The sequence below is a fragment of the Lactococcus petauri genome, assembly GCF_002154895.1.
Lineage (GTDB): Bacteria > Bacillota > Bacilli > Lactobacillales > Streptococcaceae > Lactococcus > Lactococcus petauri.
Genome location: NZ_MUIZ01000004.1, coordinates 204,749 through 226,399, shown reverse-complemented (window position 1 = coordinate 226,399; position 21,651 = coordinate 204,749). Strand labels below are relative to the sequence as shown.

Sequence of the window (21,651 nt, the reverse complement as noted above, 5' to 3'; positions counted from 1 at the left end):
ACATTGAAAAATATCTATAATAGAAATTTAATAGAAATAACTGAGAATTACAAAAAAGCAGATATAATTATTTCTGATACAATCGGATATGATGTAGACCAAGAGAACTACTATTATTTTAAAAATATCTTTGATAAAAAATCATGGATAAAATTAGGAGAGTATATTAACAAAAAAGTAATTAATAAAAATCTATATTGAAACTATTTATTAAATAATGATTTTTCAATTTGAAAATAATAACTAATCCCTTTTTGGGGAAGTATATTTTTTATAAATGTACATATTCCTCATCATTAATTAATTCTATAGTCTATTTTACTATTTCATATCTAAAAATATATTATGACAATCAAAATAGAAAAAGAAACAAAAAAAGCAAGAACTCGCTTGCTTTTTATATTTTTTCACTGAGCATTTCCCAGCGCTCATATTTTGTCTCAAGTTCTGTCGTTACTTGATCTAATTCTTTTTGAAGAGTAGAAAGCATACCGGCATCTGAACCATTTTCGTTCATTTCAGAATCAATTTCTTCTATTCGTTCTTCTAATTTTGCAATATCTTCTTCGATGGTTGCCCATTCTTGCTTCTCGGCCCAAGTCATCTTTGGTTTTGCATCTTCGCGTACGCGTGTATCAACTTTCGGAGCTGCTACTTCCACAGGAGCTGCCACTTTTGTCGCCAAGTAGTCACTATAAGCACCAAAAAGATGGTTAATTTTTCCATCCTCAAAAGCCAAGAGCTCATTGGAAACCTTGTCTTGGAAATACCGGTCGTGACTTACGGTAATTACAGCGCCAGGGAATTTTGCAAGAAAATCTTCTAAAACTGTCAAAGTTGCAATATCCAAATCATTGGTTGGCTCATCCAAGAGCAGAACATTAGGTTGTGTTAATAATATTTTTAAGAGGTAAAGGCGCTTCTTCTCACCACCAGAAAGTTTACGAATCAAAGTCCCATGTGTACTTCTAGGAAAGAGGAATTGTTCCAAAAGATTAACAATCGAAATTGTCTCACCGCTTGTATTTTGGCTAGCGGAAGCTACTTCTTCCAAGAAATTAATGATGCGTTTATCCTCTTCAAGTCCACGTATTTCTTGACTGAAGTATCCAATCTTAACAGTCTCACCGATATCCATCGTTCCTGATGTCAACTCAAGTTCTCCGGCGATAATATTGAGCAAGGTTGATTTACCTACACCATTATCACCAACGATACCAACACGACTTTTATTCTGTACAATCCAGTTCAAGTCAGAAAAGATTGGACGATCAGGAAATGCAAAAGCTGCATTTTCAAAATTAATGACTTTTTTTCCTAAACGTGTCGTCGCCAAGCTGATGTCTACATCACCCAAGTCTTTATCTGTACGTACATCTTCTTTTAAGCTTTCAAAACGGTCAATACGTGCCTGTTGTTTAGTTGCTCGTGCTTGCGGAGACTTGCGTATCCAAGCTAATTCTGATTTGTAAAGCTGTTGGTTTTTATGCAAGCTTGCAGCTTCACGTTCCTCTGCTTCAGCACGTTGCGCCAAATAATCTTGATAATTCCCTTGGTATTCTTTGAGTTTTGACTTGTCTAGCTCAAATATACGTGTCGCCACATTGTCCAAAAAATAACGATCATGTGTCACAAAAAGCACTGTTCTCTTACTATTTTTGAGATAGTTTTGCAGCCATGCGATAGTATCCACATCAAGGTGGTTGGTAGGTTCATCAAGCAAAAGTAAATCAGACGGATTGACAAGCGCTTGGGCTAATTGCACACGGCGCTTTTGTCCTCCTGAAAGCGAGCCTATCTTTGAAGAAAAATCTGGCAATTTGAGTTTTGTTAAAACTGTTTTCACATCTGCTTCTACTTGCCAAGCGTTTAAAGCATCCATATCAGATTGGGCACGTTCAAATTTGCTTAAATCTTCAATATTTAAAAGTGCGGCTTCATATCTTTTTATGGCCTTCATTTGGGGAAGTGAATCATCCAGAACAGTATCCATGATACTTGCTTCATCATCAAAATCTGGCTCTTGAGTCAAATAGGTAATTTTATAATCTTGGGGGTGAGTAAATGGAGAAACATCTCCATCAAAACCTTGAATGCCCGCAATCGTATTAAGCAAGGTTGTTTTACCTGTACCATTTGTGCCCAATAGCCCTATGCGATCGAGGTTATGTATAATAAATGAAATTTTATCAAAAAGTGTTTTATCTCCTACGCTTTTTGTTAATTCTGATACTAAAAAATCTGCCATGTTCTATCTAAATCCTATCTTTTTCTCTGAATACTCTTACTTATTATAGCACAAGTTAAGAAAGGCAAAGAGCCTTGACCCTTTGCCTTTCAACATTAAATACTACACATTAAAACTAGAAAAACTATCTGAGCTCAGATCTGTTAAATCTGCATTTCCTAAATCTAATAAGTAAATGCGAATTTTCTGTGCAAAGCTCATACCGCTTTGCGTATTTTCGATAGTTTTCTTGACTACCGATATATCATCTGTGATTAAGCCATCAACATCGTATAAACGCATACGTTGTACTGTATTGGCATCATTAACATCCCAAGCATAAACTTTTTTACCATAATCGTGCGCTTTTTCCACAAATTCCGAATCCAATGTCGATATTTCAACTGAAAATGCATCAACATTACTTTTCGGTACTCCGATAAGGTTGTAGGTCATAATGTAAGATACAAAAGCAGATGAATCATGATTTTTTAGACTGCGTGACAAATCAAAGCTTAAAGATTGTACTTGATGTTTTCTTGCTTCAATATCTTTTTTATAACGTTGCAAGAAATTTTTACTTACTGCATTGACATCTTCCTTAAGCGGGATTTTAATTTCAATCAGTAATTTTTGATCAAGCCTATCTGCTTCTTTCAAGTATTCATCAAAGCTTGGTAAAGGGGCAGATTTACCATTTTCTCGGACAGTGAGTTTGGTGAGTTCAGCTAAAGTCAATTCATTTACTTTCTTGTTCACTCCAGCTAAATGACGTAAATTTTCATCATGCATGACAACAAATTGCTTGTCCTTTGTTTCACGTACATCCATCTCAACATAATCTGGATGATAGGTTTGGCTAGTTTCAATCAAGGCGGGAATTGTATTTTGAACACCATTTTTCTCGGACACACCACGATGTGAAATAATAAGTGGATTTGATAAGGTATCCTGGCTGAGGTAATAAACGTTAAAAACACCAATGAGCGCAATAAACAGGACTGTAAAAAACCCCAATAAACTTCGGCTCATCCAACGCCAACCTTTAGGCAATAGTTGAAAAGCTTTTAGCTCAACATAGATTTCTTCTGGTGTTAATTCCTCTAACAAATTAATGACCACATAGAAAATCAAAATCAGTGACAAAAGCATGTGTAGTAAAGCTGAAACTTGAATAATAAACATAATCATCGTCGCAGATGCTAACGCTATTTGAGGCATGTGATGATCAATTGCGGATTGCAACAAAATCAAGAGTTGACTGATTACCCAGAAAGAAGCCAGTAAACTGATGAAAATTGCTATAAAGCGGAAAAAGAAAACTTTAAATTTTCCTTTGCTCATCTGCCAGCTGACACTCAATGAGGTCCTAAGTTTTTTCTGCTGCAAAATCATGAGCGGCAGAACAAAAATTAGACGGTATCCAATAAACATGGATAATAAAGTCAGTAAAATGTAGGCTGTCAAAAGCCACCAATTGTTAGTTGCAATAAACTCCAAGATGAAGTTAGGCACTTGAATAGCGGAAATAATGTCTATACCGCTGGCAAAACCACTTAAAGGCAAAACTAACATAAAATAAAACAAGAAAAATAAGATAAGAGAGGGTCTGAGATGTCGCAACCGTGAAAATGTTGCATAAAGTAACTCAGGAATTGTGACTTTTTCTTTTTGCTTCACAAAGTGAACCAGTATCGTTAGAAAAGTAAATTCTAAGAATACCGAAACTACAATCAGGACCAAAATACCTACTAGAGCAAACGCTGTGAGGGGATGTTGACTGAAAATCGAGAGTACATTATCATAAGCCAGATAATCAATCTCCTTACGGTGAAGTAAAAAATTAGTGGTCGCTGTTAATGTCGGAACTACAACGAGTAAAAGTAAGAGGTGAAAAAAGATGACGGGACCAAAATAATGAAACGTATTTTTAAAAAAGTCTTTTGTTGATTGGAATGTTTTACGCATTTTCCTGCTTTCTTTTTAATAAATTAAAATGTAAGATAAATTTCTTCTTTTTATTTTAGCACAATATGTTTTGAAAACTAAGAACCTACTTTACGCTCGTTTAGGGGATAGACAGTTTTTAGTATTTTGTATATGGCACAAAAAAAAGCACATAAGTGCTTTTTATCAGAATTAATCGTTGAAATCATAACGGAGTTTCATGCGATTTGAACCTGAAATTACCATACGCCCCAGCATTTCAGTCATTGCTTTTAATGCAAACGCTGCTAATTCTTCATTTGCTGCTTGTAGGTCTGCTGCAGCTCCCGCTTTATCCGTTTTATTTTGGATTTCACGGAATTTACCTACAGTTGCCAATTCATAGGTATCACGTAAATCAACGTACTTGCTGTAATCTGTATCACCAAGAAGTGCTGCTGTACAACTGAGCCAGTACATATTATTCAAGTCAAATGTCGCTGTTGCATCACGATAGCAAGCTGGTGTATCATCAACATTTGTGTAGAAAGGTACGACATGGTTGAAGGTATTTGCCCCAAATGCCAACCATTGAATACCTGCAAGTTTTTCATCAACATGATTACGGATTTGTAAAATGTGTACACTGTGGTTACGGTTGATCCCAATTGGACGGAAAAGTTGTGCTTGTTCCGGTGTATTTGTTGTACCGTAAGTATCAAATTCAGTATTTTCAAAGTGGCTTGAGAGCACAAATTTCATGTCTTCTACTGAAATTTTACGTGTGGCTTTACAGATGAATGGCAATTCTGGATTTTGAGGATCGTCACTTGGCGTTCCCAAAGCGTTTTGACCATACCAAGTACGTGGATTGTTATATACACTATCTTTAACTGAGCTAGAACCAAAGATATGACGTAAATTATAACCTTCAAAATCTGGGTTAAGATGGTTTTCATCAATCAGTTCTTTCAAATCTTTTGAACAAAGTGTATCTTCACTTTCAAAATCAAAATGATCAATGTTCATGCGGTTAGGCGCAACCACATAAGAATCATCTGGAATACGTACTGCTGCCCAATGATGGCCACCAATTGTTTCCAACCACCAAACTTCTTCCTTATCAGCAAAAGCAATACCGTTAGGTTCATATGTTCCATATTGATCAAGAAGAGCACCTAAGCGTTCAACACCTTCACGCGCACTGTGGATGTAAGGCAAGACAAGAGTAACATAGTCTTCTTCTCCCATGCCGCTTTCTTCATTGTAAGGGTCAAGTCCTAAGATACGTGGGTTTGTTGTAATTGTTTCTGTAGCTGACATTGCAACATTTGCAGCATTAATCCCTGCAGCAGCCCAAGTTCCGCTTGTTAAAACAGCATTTGGTGTAGCAGTATAACGCATTGGGTTTTCTGGAAGGTCCAGTTCCAAAGCACTTAACACAGCTTTATAATGACGCGGTTGTTGATCTGGTTGAACAACAACAAAGCGTTGTGGATCCAGTGCTTCATGTCCATCGTCATTACGAGCGATAAGTGTTGAGCCATCAATTGAGGCTTTTTTCCCCACCAAAATAGTAGTACATGAACCTTGTTTACGAGTAATCATAGAATCTCCTTAATATATATTAAAATTTTGTTTCTATCATTTTTTAATTGGTTGTTAACGACTTGTTCTTCAATCTGATGTAGCAGCTTCCCTAAAATCGGACCTGGCTTGATATTAAATGTTTGAATAATGTCATTTCCAGTTACTGCGAGCTCTGACTTGTTATGTATCTGGAGCTTAGCATCATAGATATAAGCCTGATCACAATCAACATCTTGCCCTGCGGCAACTTTTAGCTGATCAACCAGCAGAGCTTTTTCTAACCCATAGCGATAAATGCTCTCTAAACTCCAACTTTCAAGCTTATAGGCTTCTGTCAAATCATACACATATTTGATAAAGTCATTCGACACCTTCCATTTTTTCAAGAAAGCTTTAACATTTATCTGATCACTATGCACTAAGAGCGCAGCCCAAGCTTGCTCTGAATTGACAAAGGTAAAGGGCGTCTCTAGAGTTTGAAGTAAAGCTTGTATAGCTTTTTCTTGCAAGTCCGGCAAGAAAGTATAAGCTTGCGAAGTTAACAATATTTCTAAGCCTTTTTTCCAATTTTTAGCCAAAAGCAACTTGTCGAGCTCAATGAAAATACGTTCAATAGAGATTTTGCTTAAAAGATGAGCACGCGATTGCATAGCTTTAAAGGTTTCTTTTTCAACATCGAAATTTAAAGTTGCAGCAAAACGCATTGCCCGCATAATCCGAAGCGCATCTTCATTGAAACGCTCCGTTGCAATTCCAACAGCACGCAAGCGTGACCCAGCTAAATCAGAAAGACCATTGAACAAATCAATAATCTGTCCCTCAGTATCCATAGCAAAGGCATTAATCGTGAAATCGCGGCGTTTTAAATCTTCCGAAAGTTCTCGGACAAAATCTACAGAATCTGGGCGGCGATAATCTGTATAAGTGCTTTCTGTACGAAAAGTAGTAATTTCATAATGTTCAGCTTCAGATTGACCAGCTAAGACTAACACGGTACCGTGATCAATTCCCACATCAATGGTATGCGGAAATATGGCTTTGGTTTCAGCCGGATATGCACTGGTTGCAATATCCACATCATGGATTGGCCTTTGCAAAAGCGCATCCCGTACGCTTCCTCCTACAAAATAAGCCTCAAAACCATGTGCCTGTATTTTTTCCAAAACCGGCAAAGCTTGTACAAATTCTGACGGCAAATTCTCTAGTTTCATACTACTATTTTAGCACTTTTCATCTGAAAAAGAGTTACTGAGCAAATCTTTTTTAAATATAAAAACTTTTACTGCCAAAGAGTAATGAGAATACGGATATTTTAGGAGAAAAAGTCATTGTTATTCAACTTTCTTCTTATTTATAATAAAAAATGATTCTAAGGAGAATCATTTTTTATGGGGCATGCTTACTTCACTGCACATAAGCGGTAGATGGCTTCAGCATATATTTCCATCGTTTTACGCATGTCCGTAATTGCCCATTGTTCATTAGCTTGGTGCATATAGTCGGGTGTTTCAGGGAACATGGCTCCAAAGGCTACACAATTTTGCATCGTCCGAGCAAAGGTAGCTCCTCCAGAAACCATTGGCTCCGTCATATCTCCTGTAATTTCACGATAAGTAGCAAGAAGCGTTTGGATAAGTTCACTTTCTACCGGCACATAGAGAGGATTTAACCAATCATATTGCTTATATTCAAGTTGATAATCCGCTGCTTGAGCAGCAAGCTTTCCAGCCAGTTCATCTTTATCAATAGTTACAGGGATACGCATATCCACACCGATTTTTGTATGTTCAGGAGTGATCTCAATATCTGTGAAATTCATGGTTAATTCACCAGATTGTTCATCCATAACTTTGCCCACAACATTTTCACCTGTGGCATTTCCCTGAACAAGTTTACCCAAGAAATCAAGTGGCTTGAAGTCAAATACTTCTGCTAAGGCAATAGCCAAACGTAAAGTGGCATTTATCCCTTCTGGTGCAGCCATAGCATGTACGCTTTTGCCCTGTACGGAAATTCCTTTTTCGGTTTCTTCATAAGAAAAACCATGCGCTGCCAAGGCTGCTTTTACTTCTGCTAATTTTTCTGAAGTGTAAGCCGCACGATCGGGGACGACATTTAAAGCGCCGGGCGCTTGTAATGTGAATTCTTTTGTGCCAGGTCCAGTAAGATAGGCTTGAAGCAACCCTTTTTCAGCATAGTTGAGCGGAAAATGAGAATCAGGTGCAAAGCCCATGGTGATTGCTTCTTCTTTTTCATTATATTTATCCAAACAACGCCAAAGTGTTTCTTCATCTGTACCAAAGATAAAACGGATTCGCCCGTCAAATGTCACACCAGCATCCATTAAAGCCTTCACTGCGTAGAGTGCAGCCATACTTGGTCCTTTATCGTCCTGGGTACCTCGCCCAATTAAAAGACCATCACGCTCGACCATTTCAAAAGGATCAGTTTCCCAGCCTGCTTGGTCTGCTGCAGGTACGACATCCATATGACAAAGTAAGCCAAAAAGTTTTTCGCCCTCGCCAGTCTCAGCGTAACCATAATAACCTTCAGGATCTTGGAAAGTCTTAAAACCTAATTCTTGACAAAGTTCCAAGACTTCTTCTAAAGCACCTAAAACTTTTTTCCCAAAAGGATGGCCTGGACCAGAATCACTCTCGTCTAATACAGAGGCATGTTTGACTAAACGTCCTAGTGATTGCACAGCTGCTGTTTGATATTCATCTGTAATAAAAGTTTTCATGTGACCTCCAACAAAAGCTCCCCCGATGGAAAGCTTTTTATTCATTTTTTATAATACTGCGGCAACTCCAAGGATAATCATGATTACAACCAACTGAATCACAATCAACTTGGCCATAAATTTCCACCATGTTCCGATATTAAAGCGGGCAATAGCAAGTGCACCCATAACAACAGCGGATGTTGGTGTGATAAGGTTCAAAATACCTGATGCAGATTGATAAGCAGTAATGACCAAATCTTTTGAAACATTGGCGAATTCGCCCATTGGACCCATAATTCCCATGGTAGCAGCAGCAAGACCTGATGTTGATGGAATCAAGAAACTCATTGGCAAATAGAAGATAAACGTTAAGATAATAAATAGACTTGATGAAAGTCCTTGAAGACCTTGTTCACCCCAATGCAAGATTGTATCTGTAATCATCCCATTGTTCATCACAACCTGAATCCCACGTGCCACAGCTACGACGATGGCAACACCAATCATGTCTGATGCACCTTCGAGAAAGGCAGAAATAAATTCAGATTCTTTCATACGGTAAACGAAAGCAACTACAACGGCCATAACTATGAAGAGCATTGTAATTTCTGGGAAGTACCATGCACCAAATGGCACCATGCTCTTACCAAGAACAACACCTAAGCCTGGAATTGATGTTAGCCAAGTAGTAAAGTCGTTAAAGAAAGTAAAGTGTTCATTCAACATATCCCAGGGCACAAGTGACATGATCATAATGACAAAACTTCCGAAGAAAACAACATTGACCCATTTTTGACGTTGCGTAATATTTTCCTGTTTTTCAATAGAAGCAATGTCGAAATGTTGGATATCTGCTTCGCGATTTTTATAAACTAAAGACTTTGTAGGATCTTTTTCAATCTTTGAAGCATAACGATAAACATAGAGAATTGAAATCCCTGTAAGTACGACTAGCATGAAGAAGCGAAGTCCCATACCTTGTCCCATGGAAATACCAACTGCTTGAGAAGCTACACCTGTAGCAAATGGATTCACTGTAGAAGCCAAACAACCAACTTGAGAGCCAACTAAAACGATGGCAACAGCCACGACCGTATCGAAACCAACCGCAATCATGACAGGGATAATCAAAGCATAGAAAGCCAATGTTTCTTCCGCCATCCCATACGTTGATCCCCCAAGTGCAAAGAGAATCATTAAGACCGGAATCAGCATCTTCTCCTTACCTTTAAAACGCTTAACGATTGAGGCAATACCTGCTTCAAGTGCACCGGTTTTATTTACTACACCTAAAAAGCCACCTACCATTAAAATAAAGAATGAGATAGGAATTGCCGCTGGCGTAGCAGGTACATTTCCATTTGCTTCAATACCTAACATCCCATTAACGGGAGCCATAAGCATGTCCCAAATCCCTTGAGGGTTTGAAGCTACCTGTGTAAATGATCCAGCAATAATATTGCCAGCATCATCTACTTTGTAATGTCCTGCTGGAATAAACCAGGTCAGGATTGCAATAAGGACAATGATGATGAAAAGAATCGTGTATGCCGATGGCATTTGGAATTTTTTCTTTTCAGTTTTTGCTTCCATTATATACCTCCTAATGTATATTTATGCGTATAATAACAACTTTAGTTTAATATTTTTTTAACTTAAAGTCAAACAAAACTTGAAATAAATAGACAATTATTTCTCAACGTTTATATGATTGCGTTTACACTTCTTTAAAAATAACTATTTTATAAAACGCCAAAAAAAAGAGAAGGAATGACTAAAATATTCCCTTCTCTTTTTACAATTAATTTTTATACAATAAATTATTTCTTAGGTGAGAACCCGTACGCAATCGCACCCAAGCCTAGGTGAGTTGCAATAACAGGTCCAAATGTTACGATTTCGACATCATCGTAGCCATGAGCTTTGGCAAAATCATAAAGGTCTTTCGCACGATCTTCCGCATCAGCATGGAGAACGTAGACCTTGTGCGACTTTGGATCACTATTCGCAAGCATCAGTTTCTTTAGCTCTGACACAGCTTTCTTGCTTGTACGCACCTTATCATATACAACAACTTTACCATCTTCTGAAAACTGTAAAATAGGTTTGATATTGAGGAGTGTTCCTAAAAGTTCTCCACCTCTCGACAGGCGCCCCCCTTTAGCTAACCAATGAAGGTCATCCACAAGCATGAAGGCATTGTCATTTTCTCTTTGATACTCAAACTGAGCAATAATTTCGTCAAATGACTTTCCGGCATCCGCCGCATCAAGTGCTGTCTCAATCATATAGCCAAGTGGACTAGAGGTGATAAAGGTTTCAGGAAACTTGACTACCATATCTTCAAATTCACTTTGTAGATAAAATGCATTTTGATAAAAACCTGAAATTCCTGAACTCAAAAAAGCACCTAAAACATGAGTATAGCCCTCTTGTCTTAGTGTTCGCAGTAATTCTTCTAATTCAAGAATGCTTGGTTGTGATGTTTTAGGCGCCTCTGAAGTTGCGGCCATCAACTTATACCACTCTTGGTGTGTCATTTCACTTGGTTTATATTCTTTTCCCTCAATAGATATGGGAATTTCCAAGACAAATAAATCGTCACGATTTTTATATTGTTCGGCAAAATCTGCCGAAGTATCTGTAATAATAGCTAATTTCATAATAAATAATCTTGAAAAAATCCTTAAAATTGGAGGTTGATGCCCGGTTGGTCAAGGGCAACCTCTGTTGTTTCGTACACCAAGCGCTTCAAAAGATCAAAAAGTGGGTCAGCAATTTGAGCCATTTCTTCTTGTTCTAATTCAGATTGCTCTTTCACTTGGCGACCACGAATGTAGTTAAGTTGGCTGAGCATACCTGATAAGACAATATTCTCCAAAGGAATCATATATGTCAAGATAGCATAAATTGCTGTATCTTCTGCAGCAACTTTTCCGTCAGGTACTTGATCGTGAGGCACTAACTGAAATTGTACATTGATATTTGTTTCAGGTGTTCCGTTTTCTTTTTCCCATTCGTAATTACGTGCATCATAGTGAAATTGATTTACAAATTCTTTATCACGTTCTAATGTTAATGTCATTTCCATTCACTCCAATTTTTTATTTTCTTGTCGGCGATGTCTCCAAAATATGCTTTCTCATCTAAAAGCAAAGTGGCTACACCTGCGTTTATACCTGCTTCAATATCAAGAGGACGATCACCAATCATGACTGTTTCTTCTGGCACCAACTTATATTTGTGAATCAAATATTCCAAAGCTTCTGGACTTGGTTTCCGTGCAAAATTTTGCTGACTGGTAATGACTTCCGTAAAGTATTTTTTTAGTTCACCCAGATATTCAAAGGTAGCATCATCACGATGACTGAGGACAAAATTTTGTCCGCCATTTTCTACAATTTCTGACAAAATTTGTGGGATTTCAGGGTAAACCTGAGGATTGACTTGCATCTCTGCTTCTATTTTATGATACAAATCAAGAAAGTCATCGTCTGCAAACTCAAAAGCGAATTTACGAATAGAGAAGCGTTTGATATAAGCTTCTAAATCGCCCGGAAATTCTACTGAAGATTGCTTCATTGCTTCACGCAAGGCCTCTAACATTACAGGATAGGTATTGAAGAGTGTTCCATCAAAATCCCAAATATAATTTTTCCAAGCCATCAAGATTTTTCACTTTCCATCTTTAGCTGTTTCAAAATCTCCTCTTCTTCTGCATTTGTCTCGTACTGCTCCAACAAATCCGGACGTCGTGCTAAAGTTTTTTTCAAGCTCTCCGTCAAGCGCCATTTACGAATATTTTCGTGATGACCGGACATCAGAACGCTTGGGACCTTCTTCCCACGAAACTCTTCTGGACGTGTATATTGCGGATACTCAAGTAATCCTGAAGAAAAAGAATCATCCTCATGACTGGCTGCTTTACCTAAAGCTCCAGGCAGCAAGCGTACTACAGAATCAACAATAACAGTAGCTGCTACTTCTCCGCCTGTTAAGACAAAGTCGCCAAGCGAAATCTCATCCGTCACTAGATCTTTAATTCGTTCATCATAACCTTCATAATGTCCACAAATAAAAATTAGATGTTCTTCTTGGGCAAGCTCTTCAGCCATTTTTTGATTGTAGCGTTTGCCTGCAGGATCAAGGAGAATCACACGCGCCTTTTCATGCGGAATCTTATCCATTGTATCATAGATAGGTTGCGGCATCAGCAACATGCCTTGACCTCCGCCATAAGGCATATCATCCACATGTCTTTGCTTGTTGCTCGCATTTTCGCGAAAATCGTGGGTATGAAGTTCAAGCAGTCCCTTTTCTTGTGCTTTCCCAACTATCGATTGGTTGAGTGAGTCGAACATATTTGGAAAAATTGTTAAAATATCAACTTTCATCCTAATCGTCCAAACCTTCCATAATTTCTACATCCACCCTTTTAGCTTGAAGATCAACATTCAATACAACAGGTGGAATATAAGGAAGAAGCAAGTCACGCTTACCTTTACGTTTGACGACCCACACATCATTTGCACCTGGTTGAAGAATTTCGCTAACCTGTCCAATTAATTGATCATTTTCATATACATCTAAACCAATAATTTCATGATAATAAAATTCGCCTTCGTCCAAATCCTTCAACTTGTCCTCAGCTATTTTTAAAGTGAATTCCTTAAAGCCTTCAACATCATTAATATGATAAAAGCCATCAAATTTGACGATATAAAAATTCTTTTGTTTTCTAGATGATTTAACTTTCAAATCTTGGACATAATTTCCTTTTTTGTCAAAAAGAGCCAAAATTGTGTTTTTTGCAAAACGTTCTTCAGCAAAATCGGTAACTGAAATCACACGAACTTCTCCTTGAAGACCTTGTGTGTTCACTATTGTGCCTACATTGTAAAATTTTGTCATACAGATATTTTACCATAATTCACGTATTATTTCCCTATATGCTTCTGTAAGTGTTTCTTCCTTTAAAAAAGTTAGTTTTGAGGTAATTAGCTTTTAATTAAAGTAAAAACCGATTTGATAAATCCTCAAATCGGTATAAAATTTTTAAATTTTTTTGCGCTTCGCACCATACAAAGAATAGATCACAATACCTAACAAAATCCAGATAAAACAGTATAGTTTTGCAAGTGAATCAAGATTTTCAAATACAATAATCGAGCCTATTGCGCCCAGAGCTGGTAAAATCGGGTAAAATGGCATTTTGTAACTTGCTTGTGGTAAGTCTTTACCCTCACGCGGACGTAAAGCAAACATCCCGATCGAAACAAAGACAAAAGCAATCAATGTACCTGCGGAAATCAATTGTGCCAGGAAGGTAAATGGGAAAAATGCCCCAATAATTATTGCAACCGTAGTTAAAACAACCAAAGCATTGGTTGGATTCTCACGCTTGTCTACATCTCCCAATACTTTTGGAAGCATTCCGTCACGACCAAAAGCATAAATCAATCGAGAACCCGCTAAAATCATTCCTAGTAAAGCAATAAACATTCCGGCATCAGCAACTATTGAAATCACTTGTGAAACCAAAGGAAAACCTGCTTCTGATAAAGCCCAAGATACAGGAGCTGCATTATTTGCATACTCAGTATAAGGATGCATGCCGACAAGAACAAGCGTAACTGCTGAAAACAGAACCACGGCAATGATGAGCGAGCCTACAATCCCTAAAGGCATTGTACGTTTGGGGTTTTTAGCTTCAGCTGAGTTAGCAGCAATCGAATCAAAGCCAATATAAGCAAGGAAAATCATTGAAACACCTGATAAAATTCCCGATAAACCTCCAAAGCCTGTAGTAGGATTGTGCTTAGGTATAAACGGTGTATAATTTTGGGGTTTAATCACTGTTAAACCTACAACAATAAATGTGATAATGGCAATAATTTTTAACACAACTAAGATTTGCGCAATTATTCCAGCATCATTAGAGCCCCGCCATACAAGAAGAGCGGCAATTAAAATAACAATTAAAGAAATAATATCAACGATACCGCCATTAGTGCCAAGTGGATTAGCTAAAGCCGCAGGTAAATGTATATTAGAGGTTGCCAGAATATGCTGGAATGTAGCCGAGAAGCCCGAGCCTACAAAGGCTACGGCAATAAAGTATTCTGCAAGTAAGGCCCAACCCGCAATCCAGCCAAATCCCTCACCAAAGAGCACTGAAATCCATGAGTAGGCTGAGCCAGCAAAGGGCATAACACTGGCCATTTCAGCATAGGCCAATGCGACCATACCAGCAACAACTGCAGCAATCAAAAATGAAAATACAACAGCTGGTCCTGCAAATTGTGCAGCAACAATTCCTGGTAAAGTAAAGATTGAAGTAGAAATAATCGTTCCCACTCCTAAAGCCAAGAAGTCTTTAACCCCCAATGTTTTTTCTAATCTACTGTCCTTTTTACTGTAGGTTTCAAATTTTGCTTTTGTCGAAAATCCCAAATTTCTTTTTCTCCCTTCTTCTTATAGCTTATTTTTCCATGGATATAAGCTATAATTTAAAATATTAAAAATTTTAATTAGGTAAAATTGTACCATTTTATTTAAAATTATACAAACAATTATTGTGTTTTTTATTTTAAGTTGATGAATGAAAAATATTTTATATATATATTAGTTTGTTTATGATAGTATATAATTGTGGAATTTTTTAATAATATATTGGTTATTAAGAGACAATTGCAGATAGTTTATTGGAGGTTTTATGAATTTTTATGATATTGGTTTCTTGAAAACACAAGCGGGCTTAACAGATTACCTATGGTATATTTTCATTTTTGGTTCACTCATACTACTTATCGTTGTTTTTTCGTTATATTTGAAGCATCGAATCAAGACGAAATATCGAGATCTTAGTCTCATTTTTTTCTTGTTCCTCATCCTTTCTCTTGGAATACAGTATTCAAATTATCAGGTTAATCAGTCACGGCATTCTCAATCCTCTCAAATGGTCAATTTTGTTGAGCAATTTGCAGATAATATGAAGGTTGAGCAAAAAGACATTCTGGTAAGTTCAACTCAACTTACTGATGGAATCATTGTAAAAGTAAAAGATGATTTTTACACGGTCAATCTCAATGCCGATCAGCAATCCTATACTATCACCGAAACCCATCTGCTCAATAATAAAATCAATATTATTTCTAAATAATAAGAAAGGTTAGCTATGCAATTATACAGTCCAATAATAATCAAATTTGCCCTCGGAATTGTTTGTTTAATTATCCAAATTAACATCATGGGAAAAGGTAATCTTGCACCTTCATCAGCAATGGATCAAGTTCAAAATTATGTCCTAGGTGGGATAATTGGAGGTGTCATTTATAATGATTCTATAACCGTCTTGCAATTTGTCCTTGTCTTAATCATCTGGACTCTTCTTGTACTTCTCCTAAAATTTGCTAAAGAACATAATCGGTATATTAAAGTCATCGTAGACGGAAAGCCACTTACTTTAATTCAAGATGGAAAAATAAAAGTTACGGAGTGTTTGAAAAATGGGATTTCTGCAAATGAACTTATGTTTAAGCTACGCTCTAATGGAATTTATGAAGTTCAAAATGTAAAGCGCGCAATTTTAGAGCAAAATGGTCAATTAACAATTATCGAATTTGGAGGAGAAAACATTAAATACCCGATCATTGTAGACGGACAAGCCAACTATGATGTTTTAGACATTATAAATAAAAACGAAGAGTGGCTCGAAACTAAAATCGTTGAAAACGGCTTTCATAAAATTACTGAAGTCTATCTAGGAGAATATATTTCGGGCGAATTAAAACTCTACGGCTATCATGATTAAACGCCACTCATATTAAAAAAGGATAATGAATAAATTTATTTATTTTTCTTTTCCAGTAATGTAAAACAAAAGCTCAAGAAAATAATAATTTTCTTGGGCTTTTACTTATACTTTTTTTGAATCGCGTTTAGTTTTTCTTTCGACTTAGGCATAAATCATGAATATAGTACAAGGCATTATGCTTTATCGTCACTATTTGTCACATGGAATGTAAATCAGTTCGTAAACAACTTTGTGGTAATTTTTGCATGATTCTTGCACTCCAAAATGCTCGTTTATACGGCGTTCCAACTCCCGTTTACTGCATTCATCCTCAAAATACGCGTGGAAAAAGGCTTTTGAAATCATTTCTGTTTTTTCAAAAGTAAATTGTTGCACAAAAAATTCTTGCTTCTCTTTTTGAAGGAAGTTTTTGTAGTCTGCCATCCATTTTAACTCTGGGTTCACTTCTTGATCATAAGGAGAAAATAAGCTGTCCTCATCCTTAACCAATCGGAAGATAAGGCACCACTTTTGACTGAGTTGCCACAATTCTTTTATCTTTTCAGGACGATTCAAAGCAGGATTCATTGCGGAAAAAACAACTTGAAATTTTTTATTTGTTTTAATCATCGCCTCTTGGCTAATCCTAAGGAAATCGATATGCTCTGATTTTCTTTTCTCTCTTGCCAGTTCTAACATCTTTGGTGAAATATCCGCTAAAGTATATTTCTTAACTTGGTCTTGAAATACGGACAAGTAACGCCCGCTTCCTCCTGCAATATCTAAAAGTGTTTGACAAGGTAGAATTTTCTCTTGTACAAGGAACTTTCCTAACTCTTGAGCAATCGGGAAAGGCGATTCCTGTTGTATTTCTTCATATTCTTCAGCAAAACCATCCCAAAAATAGACGAGCTCTTGTTCTTCTTCAGTCAATTTCCTTTTTCCTCCTGATATGCATTTCTTGCTTATACAAGTTGTTCTTGATTTTCTTGTTAATTCTAAAACATTTTAGAATTATTGTACTATATCTCCCTGTATAACCATAGAAAAAAACCACCCAAAGAGTGATTTTTTATAAGAATTGTATTAATCTTTTGTTTTACCCAAGAAGAATGATACAACGGCTACCACAATAACGGCACCGATGATTGAGGGAATCAAAGCCATACCGGCCAATGAAGGCCCCCAGCTTCCGAGGAGGGCTTGACCCACAGCAGAACCAACTAAACCGGCTAAGATGTTAGCAATCCATCCCATAGATTTACCTTTACTTGTGATTGCTCCTGCTATCACCCCAATAATTGCACCAACAATAAGTGACCAAATCATAAAAATACCTCTTTCCTTTAAAATAATATTATAATTTCATAACAATTTCATTCTAACAAAATCATAATATTCAAGCAAACAACTTGTTTATTATTTTTAGGTAAGCTTAAGCTAGAGGTTACATTGTTATATCATGTCACTAATTATTTACTCTGTTTCAGTGCTTCTTTAAAGATTTCAACATTTTCTTTAAAAATGTATTTACTCAATTGTTTACTTAGCATTGGACTAACATTACGATAAGCCATAGATGGTGTATTAGGGACACAATAGTAATAAATGCCTTTTTCTTTATAGATTGAGTCCTTCATTGTTGTGAAATGGTTCCCTTCAATAGTATTCCCCGCATCAGCTGCCGTATCTATGATGAAACTTCCTCTCTTCAGTTGTTTTTGATCCTCTAAGGATAAAATGGGGGCATTACCCGCTCCAACTTCGATACCATTGATGATAATATCGTAAGCGCAAAAAGTTTCCTTAAAAACCGGAAGTGTCCGTCGGTAGAACATTTTTACATTTGAAGAAAATTTTGAAACTGCATGAAAGGCGCCTTGTGAGACATTTCCTGAGCCAAGAACTGCTATTCTAGTGCTTTCATCTGGTAAAATGCCAAACTTCAGCAGAGCATCTAAAGTACCAGCATAACCAGCAAAAAAACTATTACGTTCCATAATACCTGATGGTATCTGTGTTTCGATGACTTTATCCTTATAATAAATAGCAGGGAAATTATTATCTAAATCAACAACAATAAGCTCTTTAGGAATGGCTTGTTCTTTCATAAAAGACTTACCAGAGCCATAAGGATGGGTCCAACCGATGATGATTTGGCCCTTTTTAATATAGTCATAGTCACTTGGCTGGATAAGTTTCAATGAAAAAATCGCTTCAGACTGTTTGAAGACTTCTTCTCTTGAAAGGATTTTACACCCTGCTTTTTCATATTCAACATCTTCAATATCTAAAAACTCTCCAAATCCAGTTTCAATCAGCAATTGATTATCAAAATCTGTAATGTCTTGTGGTAATAGTGGAACACGACGTTCTCCTGGGAAATTTGCCTTAATAAAACCTAAAATCATAATTTTCTCCTTCTTTCTATTTTTTGAGATACAAATTGTATTATTTACCAATTTTGTATCCCCTTTCATCATTCTATCACTTTTATTTTTTAAATCCTATCAATATCTTTCTGAATTTTCGGAATATTACTCCATAAGTCAGATATATGTGCAATCTAAGCTCTTATTTTTTTGGAATAATGAAAAAATAATAAACCAATCATTTGAATCCGCTTTCCAGATGTGTTAGTTTAAGAATAGAAATGTATGTCAGCACATACTAGAAAAGAGGTATTTTATGATTTGGTCACTTATTGTCGGAGCCATCATTGGCTTAATTGCAGGAGTCATCACTAAAGGAGGCTCCATGGGCTGGATTGCCAACATCTTAGCCGGTTTAGTCGGTTCTGCTGTGGGTCAAGCCCTCCTCGGAAGCTGGGGGCCTTCATTGGCCGGTATGGCTTTGATTCCCTCAATCATCGGTGCCGTTATTGTGGTAGCCGTTGTATCCTTTGTTTTATCAAAAATGAGTCATTAATTTTTTCGTTAAAGCATCTAGAAAGGAGGCCTTGTGTCATCTGGAAAGAAATTTATTCTCATCGTATTTGATCTCCTCCTACTTTCTCTTGTAGTTCCTTCAGCTTGGGATTACTACAATTTAGTGGAGTATGGCGATATGACAAGTGCTTCAAGTCAAGTCGTCTATATCGGTGAATTCATACCTGTCTATCTATTCTGGGGAAATGCTATCTTGGCTGTTATTTTAATAATTGCCTTACTCATCATCGCATTTTATCCTCGTACCTATATTGATATTGAACTACCTACTCATGGTGGAAAACTCACTTTAAAACGTTCAGCTATTGAAGGACTTGTCCGTGAGAAAGTTCTCGAAAATGACTTTCTCAAATCTCCGCGCATTAATGTGACACTCTATAAAAAGAAAATAAACATTGATGTGAAGGGGGAAATCATTCCTCGGGTCGAAATTGCTGAAAAATCACGATTGCTCGAACAAGAGATTATTGATAGCTTAAAACTTTTCTTTGGTGTAGATCAACCTGTAAAAATAAAAGTTGAAGTAAATGCATTAAATAAAGAAACAAACAATAAACGCTCCCGCGTTGTATAGGAGGTGTCAATGGATTATCTGGAAAGATATCGATATCCAATTATTGGTGGCATTATCGGTGGTATAGCTGCCATTGCCATCTTCACTATTGGTTTTTGGAAAATGGTTCTACTGTTGATATTAATTGGCTTTGGTGTAATAGCGGGCTTATTTCTACAAAAGACTGGAATCATTGAACACTTAAAAAATCGGAAATAACTTAAAAATAAGGAGAATTAAATGGTACAAGAAAACATGAAACCCTTTGGAACAATGGCCGAAACTGAGCATACTGCTTCTAAGAATCACGAAAATACTCAGGATATCAAAGGAGAATTAACTTACGAAGACAAAGTAGTCCAAAAAATTGTAGGATTAGCTTTAGAAACCGTGGATGGCTTACTGGCTGTCGAAGGTGGCTTCTTCTCTAACTTAACTGGAAAACTTGTAAATACGGATGACGTAACTTCTGGAGTTGATGTTGAAGTGGGCAAAACACAAGTTGCAGTAGATTTGAAAGTTATCACAGAATACCGTAAAAATGTTCCAGAAATTTATAACCGCATCAAGGATGTTATCCGTAAAGAAGTTGCAAACATGACAGACCTAGATGTTGTAGAAGTTAATGTAACAGTTACAGACATTAAGACAAAAGAACAACAAAAAGATGACGAAGTAACTGTCCAAGATCGTGTGGTTGACGCAGCGCAAACGACAGGAAAATTTACCTCAAAACAAGTCGATAAAGTAAAAGATAAAGTTGACGACATGACGCCTGAAAATGGGAGAGTAGAGTAAGCATTTCCGCTTCTTTCTTAAAATCTAACTTCTAAGTTGGCCTCTATGATAGGGGCCTTTTGGCTATCATATCTTATTTTACTTTTGGAAGTGACTCTTTTTGGAGGAAAGTCAATGTTTAAATATAAAATCCTTAAAGCTTTAGAAGTTGCTGCTTCTAAAATAGCTCCCCTTGAAAGTGAAGAGGATAATACCTTATTTTACTTTTATCAACCTGACCGTCAATTTTTCAAACATCTAAATAATCAATATCAACAGGATCTCTCTTCTTTGTTTTATGATAAAAAAGAGGCTAACTATTTCTTTAATAAGGGAGAGAATGGAAATGGATATATCACTTTACTTCTTCTCTATCCAAGAGAGAAGGAGGAAGCTGAATTTGAGCATATGGTTGACTCTCTACTTATTTTAAAGCTTGAACATTCAGTAATGATTATTACTGAAGATAAAGAAGACTTCGTCTTAGAATTCCTTAAAGACTGCCAGAAGGAATTAAAAACCGAAGAAATTTTGGTTGACTTGATTAATGCAGCTCTTGCTAAAATGATCGCAGATGCGCAAAAAATTAGGGATGAAATTATAAAACTAGAGACCTCGATTAATGATAATGGTCCTACACGCTCACTCTTCAGTCAATTACTTCAACTCAAAAAATATTTAATCAGTTTATCCCTAACCTATGATAGTGATGACAAAATAATAGAATTTTTTAAGCGTGAAAAAAATACTTTGAATTTAGACGAAAATGGACATAGCGGCATTATAAAACTTGAGGAAAATTTAGACAGTTTAAAAAAGCTTACTCAAGCCTATAATAAATATCTTGCTAGCTTAGATACAATGGTCAACAATCTAAGTTCCTTCCGTCTCAATACCATAATGAAAACTCTCACCGAAATTTCTATCGTTTTGACTATACCAACCATGATTTATGGCTTTTGGGGCATAAATCTTAAACTTCCCTTCGAAGAATTCTCCTTTGGTTTCCTATTGGTTTTGGCGATTTCGCTCGCCCTTAGTGGTGGTGTCTGGTATTGGTTGAGAAAAATAAAACTTTTATAAAAAGAAAAACATCCTACTTTAGGATGT

22 protein-coding genes and 1 pseudogene are annotated in these 21,651 nt (G+C 36.6%); 8 read left to right on the top strand and 15 right to left on the bottom strand.

What is annotated here, in order from left to right; all coding sequences use genetic code 11:
• Positions 1–201 (top strand): annotated as a pseudogene (locus BZZ03_RS12280) (helix-turn-helix domain-containing protein); the annotation flags it as partial.
• A 196-nt stretch (positions 202–397) separates the two neighbouring features.
• Here BZZ03_RS12280 and BZZ03_RS07765 read toward each other — a convergent pair.
• From BZZ03_RS07765 to BZZ03_RS07710, 12 genes are all read right to left on the bottom strand, one after another.
• Positions 398–2,248, bottom strand: a complete 1,851-nt coding sequence (locus tag BZZ03_RS07765; protein WP_086582940.1) for an ABC-F family ATP-binding cassette domain-containing protein — start codon at positions 2,246–2,248, stop codon at positions 398–400.
• Between the two features lie 102 nt (positions 2,249–2,350).
• Positions 2,351–4,195: a glycerophosphoryl diester phosphodiesterase membrane domain-containing protein gene (locus BZZ03_RS07760; RefSeq protein ID WP_086582939.1), complete on the bottom strand. Its 1,845-nt coding sequence runs from the start codon at positions 4,193–4,195 to the stop codon at positions 2,351–2,353.
• 171 nt (positions 4,196–4,366) lie between these two features.
• Positions 4,367–5,761: a C69 family dipeptidase gene (locus BZZ03_RS07755; protein ID WP_086582938.1), complete on the bottom strand. Its 1,395-nt coding sequence runs from the start codon at positions 5,759–5,761 to the stop codon at positions 4,367–4,369.
• Positions 5,758–6,954 (bottom strand): CCA tRNA nucleotidyltransferase, encoded by a 1,197-nt coding sequence (locus BZZ03_RS07750; protein ID WP_086582937.1) that lies wholly within the window; start codon positions 6,952–6,954, stop codon positions 5,758–5,760. Before BZZ03_RS07750 ends, BZZ03_RS07755 begins: the two co-directional genes overlap by 4 nt.
• Positions 6,955–7,142: 188 nt before the next feature.
• The gene (locus tag BZZ03_RS07745; RefSeq protein ID WP_086582946.1) at positions 7,143–8,486 is read right to left on the bottom strand and encodes a M20 family metallopeptidase; all 1,344 of its coding nucleotides are present in this window, start codon (positions 8,484–8,486) and stop codon (positions 7,143–7,145) included.
• Between the two features lie 48 nt (positions 8,487–8,534).
• The gene (locus BZZ03_RS07740; RefSeq protein WP_019293582.1) at positions 8,535–10,061 is read right to left on the bottom strand and encodes a YfcC family protein; all 1,527 of its coding nucleotides are present in this window, start codon (positions 10,059–10,061) and stop codon (positions 8,535–8,537) included.
• A 227-nt stretch (positions 10,062–10,288) separates the two neighbouring features.
• Positions 10,289–11,131, bottom strand: coding sequence for a DegV family protein (locus BZZ03_RS07735; RefSeq protein WP_019292376.1), 843 nt, complete (start codon positions 11,129–11,131; stop codon positions 10,289–10,291).
• A gap of 23 nt (positions 11,132–11,154) precedes the next feature.
• A complete protein-coding gene (locus BZZ03_RS07730) occupies positions 11,155–11,553 on the bottom strand; it encodes a DUF1149 family protein (protein WP_050810949.1) in 399 nt (132 codons plus the stop codon).
• Positions 11,550–12,134: an HAD-IA family hydrolase gene (locus tag BZZ03_RS07725; protein WP_017370132.1), complete on the bottom strand. Its 585-nt coding sequence runs from the start codon at positions 12,132–12,134 to the stop codon at positions 11,550–11,552. Before BZZ03_RS07725 ends, BZZ03_RS07730 begins: the two co-directional genes overlap by 4 nt.
• A complete protein-coding gene (gene trmD / locus BZZ03_RS07720; protein ID WP_086582936.1) occupies positions 12,134–12,862 on the bottom strand; it encodes a tRNA (guanosine(37)-N1)-methyltransferase TrmD in 729 nt (242 codons plus the stop codon). Before trmD ends, BZZ03_RS07725 begins: the two co-directional genes overlap by 1 nt.
• A 1-nt stretch (position 12,863) precedes the next feature.
• Positions 12,864–13,379, bottom strand: coding sequence for a ribosome maturation factor RimM (rimM, locus tag BZZ03_RS07715; protein ID WP_017370130.1), 516 nt, complete (start codon positions 13,377–13,379; stop codon positions 12,864–12,866).
• Positions 13,380–13,523: 144 nt separating this feature from the next.
• Positions 13,524–14,921: an APC family permease gene (locus BZZ03_RS07710; protein WP_086582935.1), complete on the bottom strand. Its 1,398-nt coding sequence runs from the start codon at positions 14,919–14,921 to the stop codon at positions 13,524–13,526.
• A 262-nt stretch (positions 14,922–15,183) separates the two neighbouring features.
• Between BZZ03_RS07710 and BZZ03_RS07705 the strand changes: the two genes are divergently transcribed.
• Both BZZ03_RS07705 and BZZ03_RS07700 read left to right on the top strand, forming a co-directional pair.
• Positions 15,184–15,630: a DUF3290 domain-containing protein gene (locus tag BZZ03_RS07705; RefSeq protein WP_019292381.1), complete on the top strand. Its 447-nt coding sequence runs from the start codon at positions 15,184–15,186 to the stop codon at positions 15,628–15,630.
• A 15-nt stretch (positions 15,631–15,645) separates the two neighbouring features.
• A complete protein-coding gene (locus BZZ03_RS07700; protein WP_019292382.1) occupies positions 15,646–16,281 on the top strand; it encodes a DUF421 domain-containing protein in 636 nt (211 codons plus the stop codon).
• Between the two features lie 192 nt (positions 16,282–16,473).
• On the opposite strand, the gene BZZ03_RS07695 is transcribed toward BZZ03_RS07700, so the two are convergent.
• From BZZ03_RS07695 to BZZ03_RS07685, 3 genes are all read right to left on the bottom strand, one after another.
• Positions 16,474–17,196, bottom strand: coding sequence for a class I SAM-dependent methyltransferase (locus BZZ03_RS07695; RefSeq protein ID WP_086582934.1), 723 nt, complete (start codon positions 17,194–17,196; stop codon positions 16,474–16,476).
• Positions 17,197–17,349: 153 nt separating this feature from the next.
• Positions 17,350–17,592 (bottom strand): GlsB/YeaQ/YmgE family stress response membrane protein, encoded by a 243-nt coding sequence (locus BZZ03_RS07690; RefSeq protein ID WP_014024978.1) that lies wholly within the window; start codon positions 17,590–17,592, stop codon positions 17,350–17,352.
• A 143-nt stretch (positions 17,593–17,735) separates the two neighbouring features.
• Positions 17,736–18,674 carry a N(5)-(carboxyethyl)ornithine synthase gene (locus BZZ03_RS07685; RefSeq protein ID WP_019293586.1) on the bottom strand — a complete coding sequence of 313 codons (939 nt, stop codon included), beginning with the start codon at positions 18,672–18,674 and terminating at the stop codon, positions 17,736–17,738.
• Positions 18,675–18,951: 277 nt separating this feature from the next.
• Between BZZ03_RS07685 and BZZ03_RS07680 the strand changes: the two genes are divergently transcribed.
• The 5 genes from BZZ03_RS07680 to BZZ03_RS07660 all read left to right on the top strand — a co-directional run bounded on the left by BZZ03_RS07680 (position 18,952) and on the right by BZZ03_RS07660 (position 21,624).
• Positions 18,952–19,191: a GlsB/YeaQ/YmgE family stress response membrane protein gene (locus BZZ03_RS07680; protein WP_004256350.1), complete on the top strand. Its 240-nt coding sequence runs from the start codon at positions 18,952–18,954 to the stop codon at positions 19,189–19,191.
• Between the two features lie 33 nt (positions 19,192–19,224).
• The gene (amaP, locus tag BZZ03_RS07675) at positions 19,225–19,785 is read left to right on the top strand and encodes an alkaline shock response membrane anchor protein AmaP (RefSeq protein WP_019292385.1); all 561 of its coding nucleotides are present in this window, start codon (positions 19,225–19,227) and stop codon (positions 19,783–19,785) included.
• Between the two features lie 9 nt (positions 19,786–19,794).
• On the top strand, positions 19,795–19,983 hold the full coding sequence (locus BZZ03_RS07670; RefSeq protein WP_014024981.1) for a DUF2273 domain-containing protein: 189 nt from the start codon (positions 19,795–19,797) through the stop codon (positions 19,981–19,983).
• A 21-nt stretch (positions 19,984–20,004) separates the two neighbouring features.
• Positions 20,005–20,562, top strand: a complete 558-nt coding sequence (locus tag BZZ03_RS07665) for an Asp23/Gls24 family envelope stress response protein (RefSeq protein WP_019292386.1) — start codon at positions 20,005–20,007, stop codon at positions 20,560–20,562.
• Between the two features lie 114 nt (positions 20,563–20,676).
• Positions 20,677–21,624, top strand: coding sequence for a magnesium transporter CorA family protein (locus BZZ03_RS07660; RefSeq protein ID WP_086582933.1), 948 nt, complete (start codon positions 20,677–20,679; stop codon positions 21,622–21,624).
• Positions 21,625–21,651 lie beyond the last annotated feature (27 nt).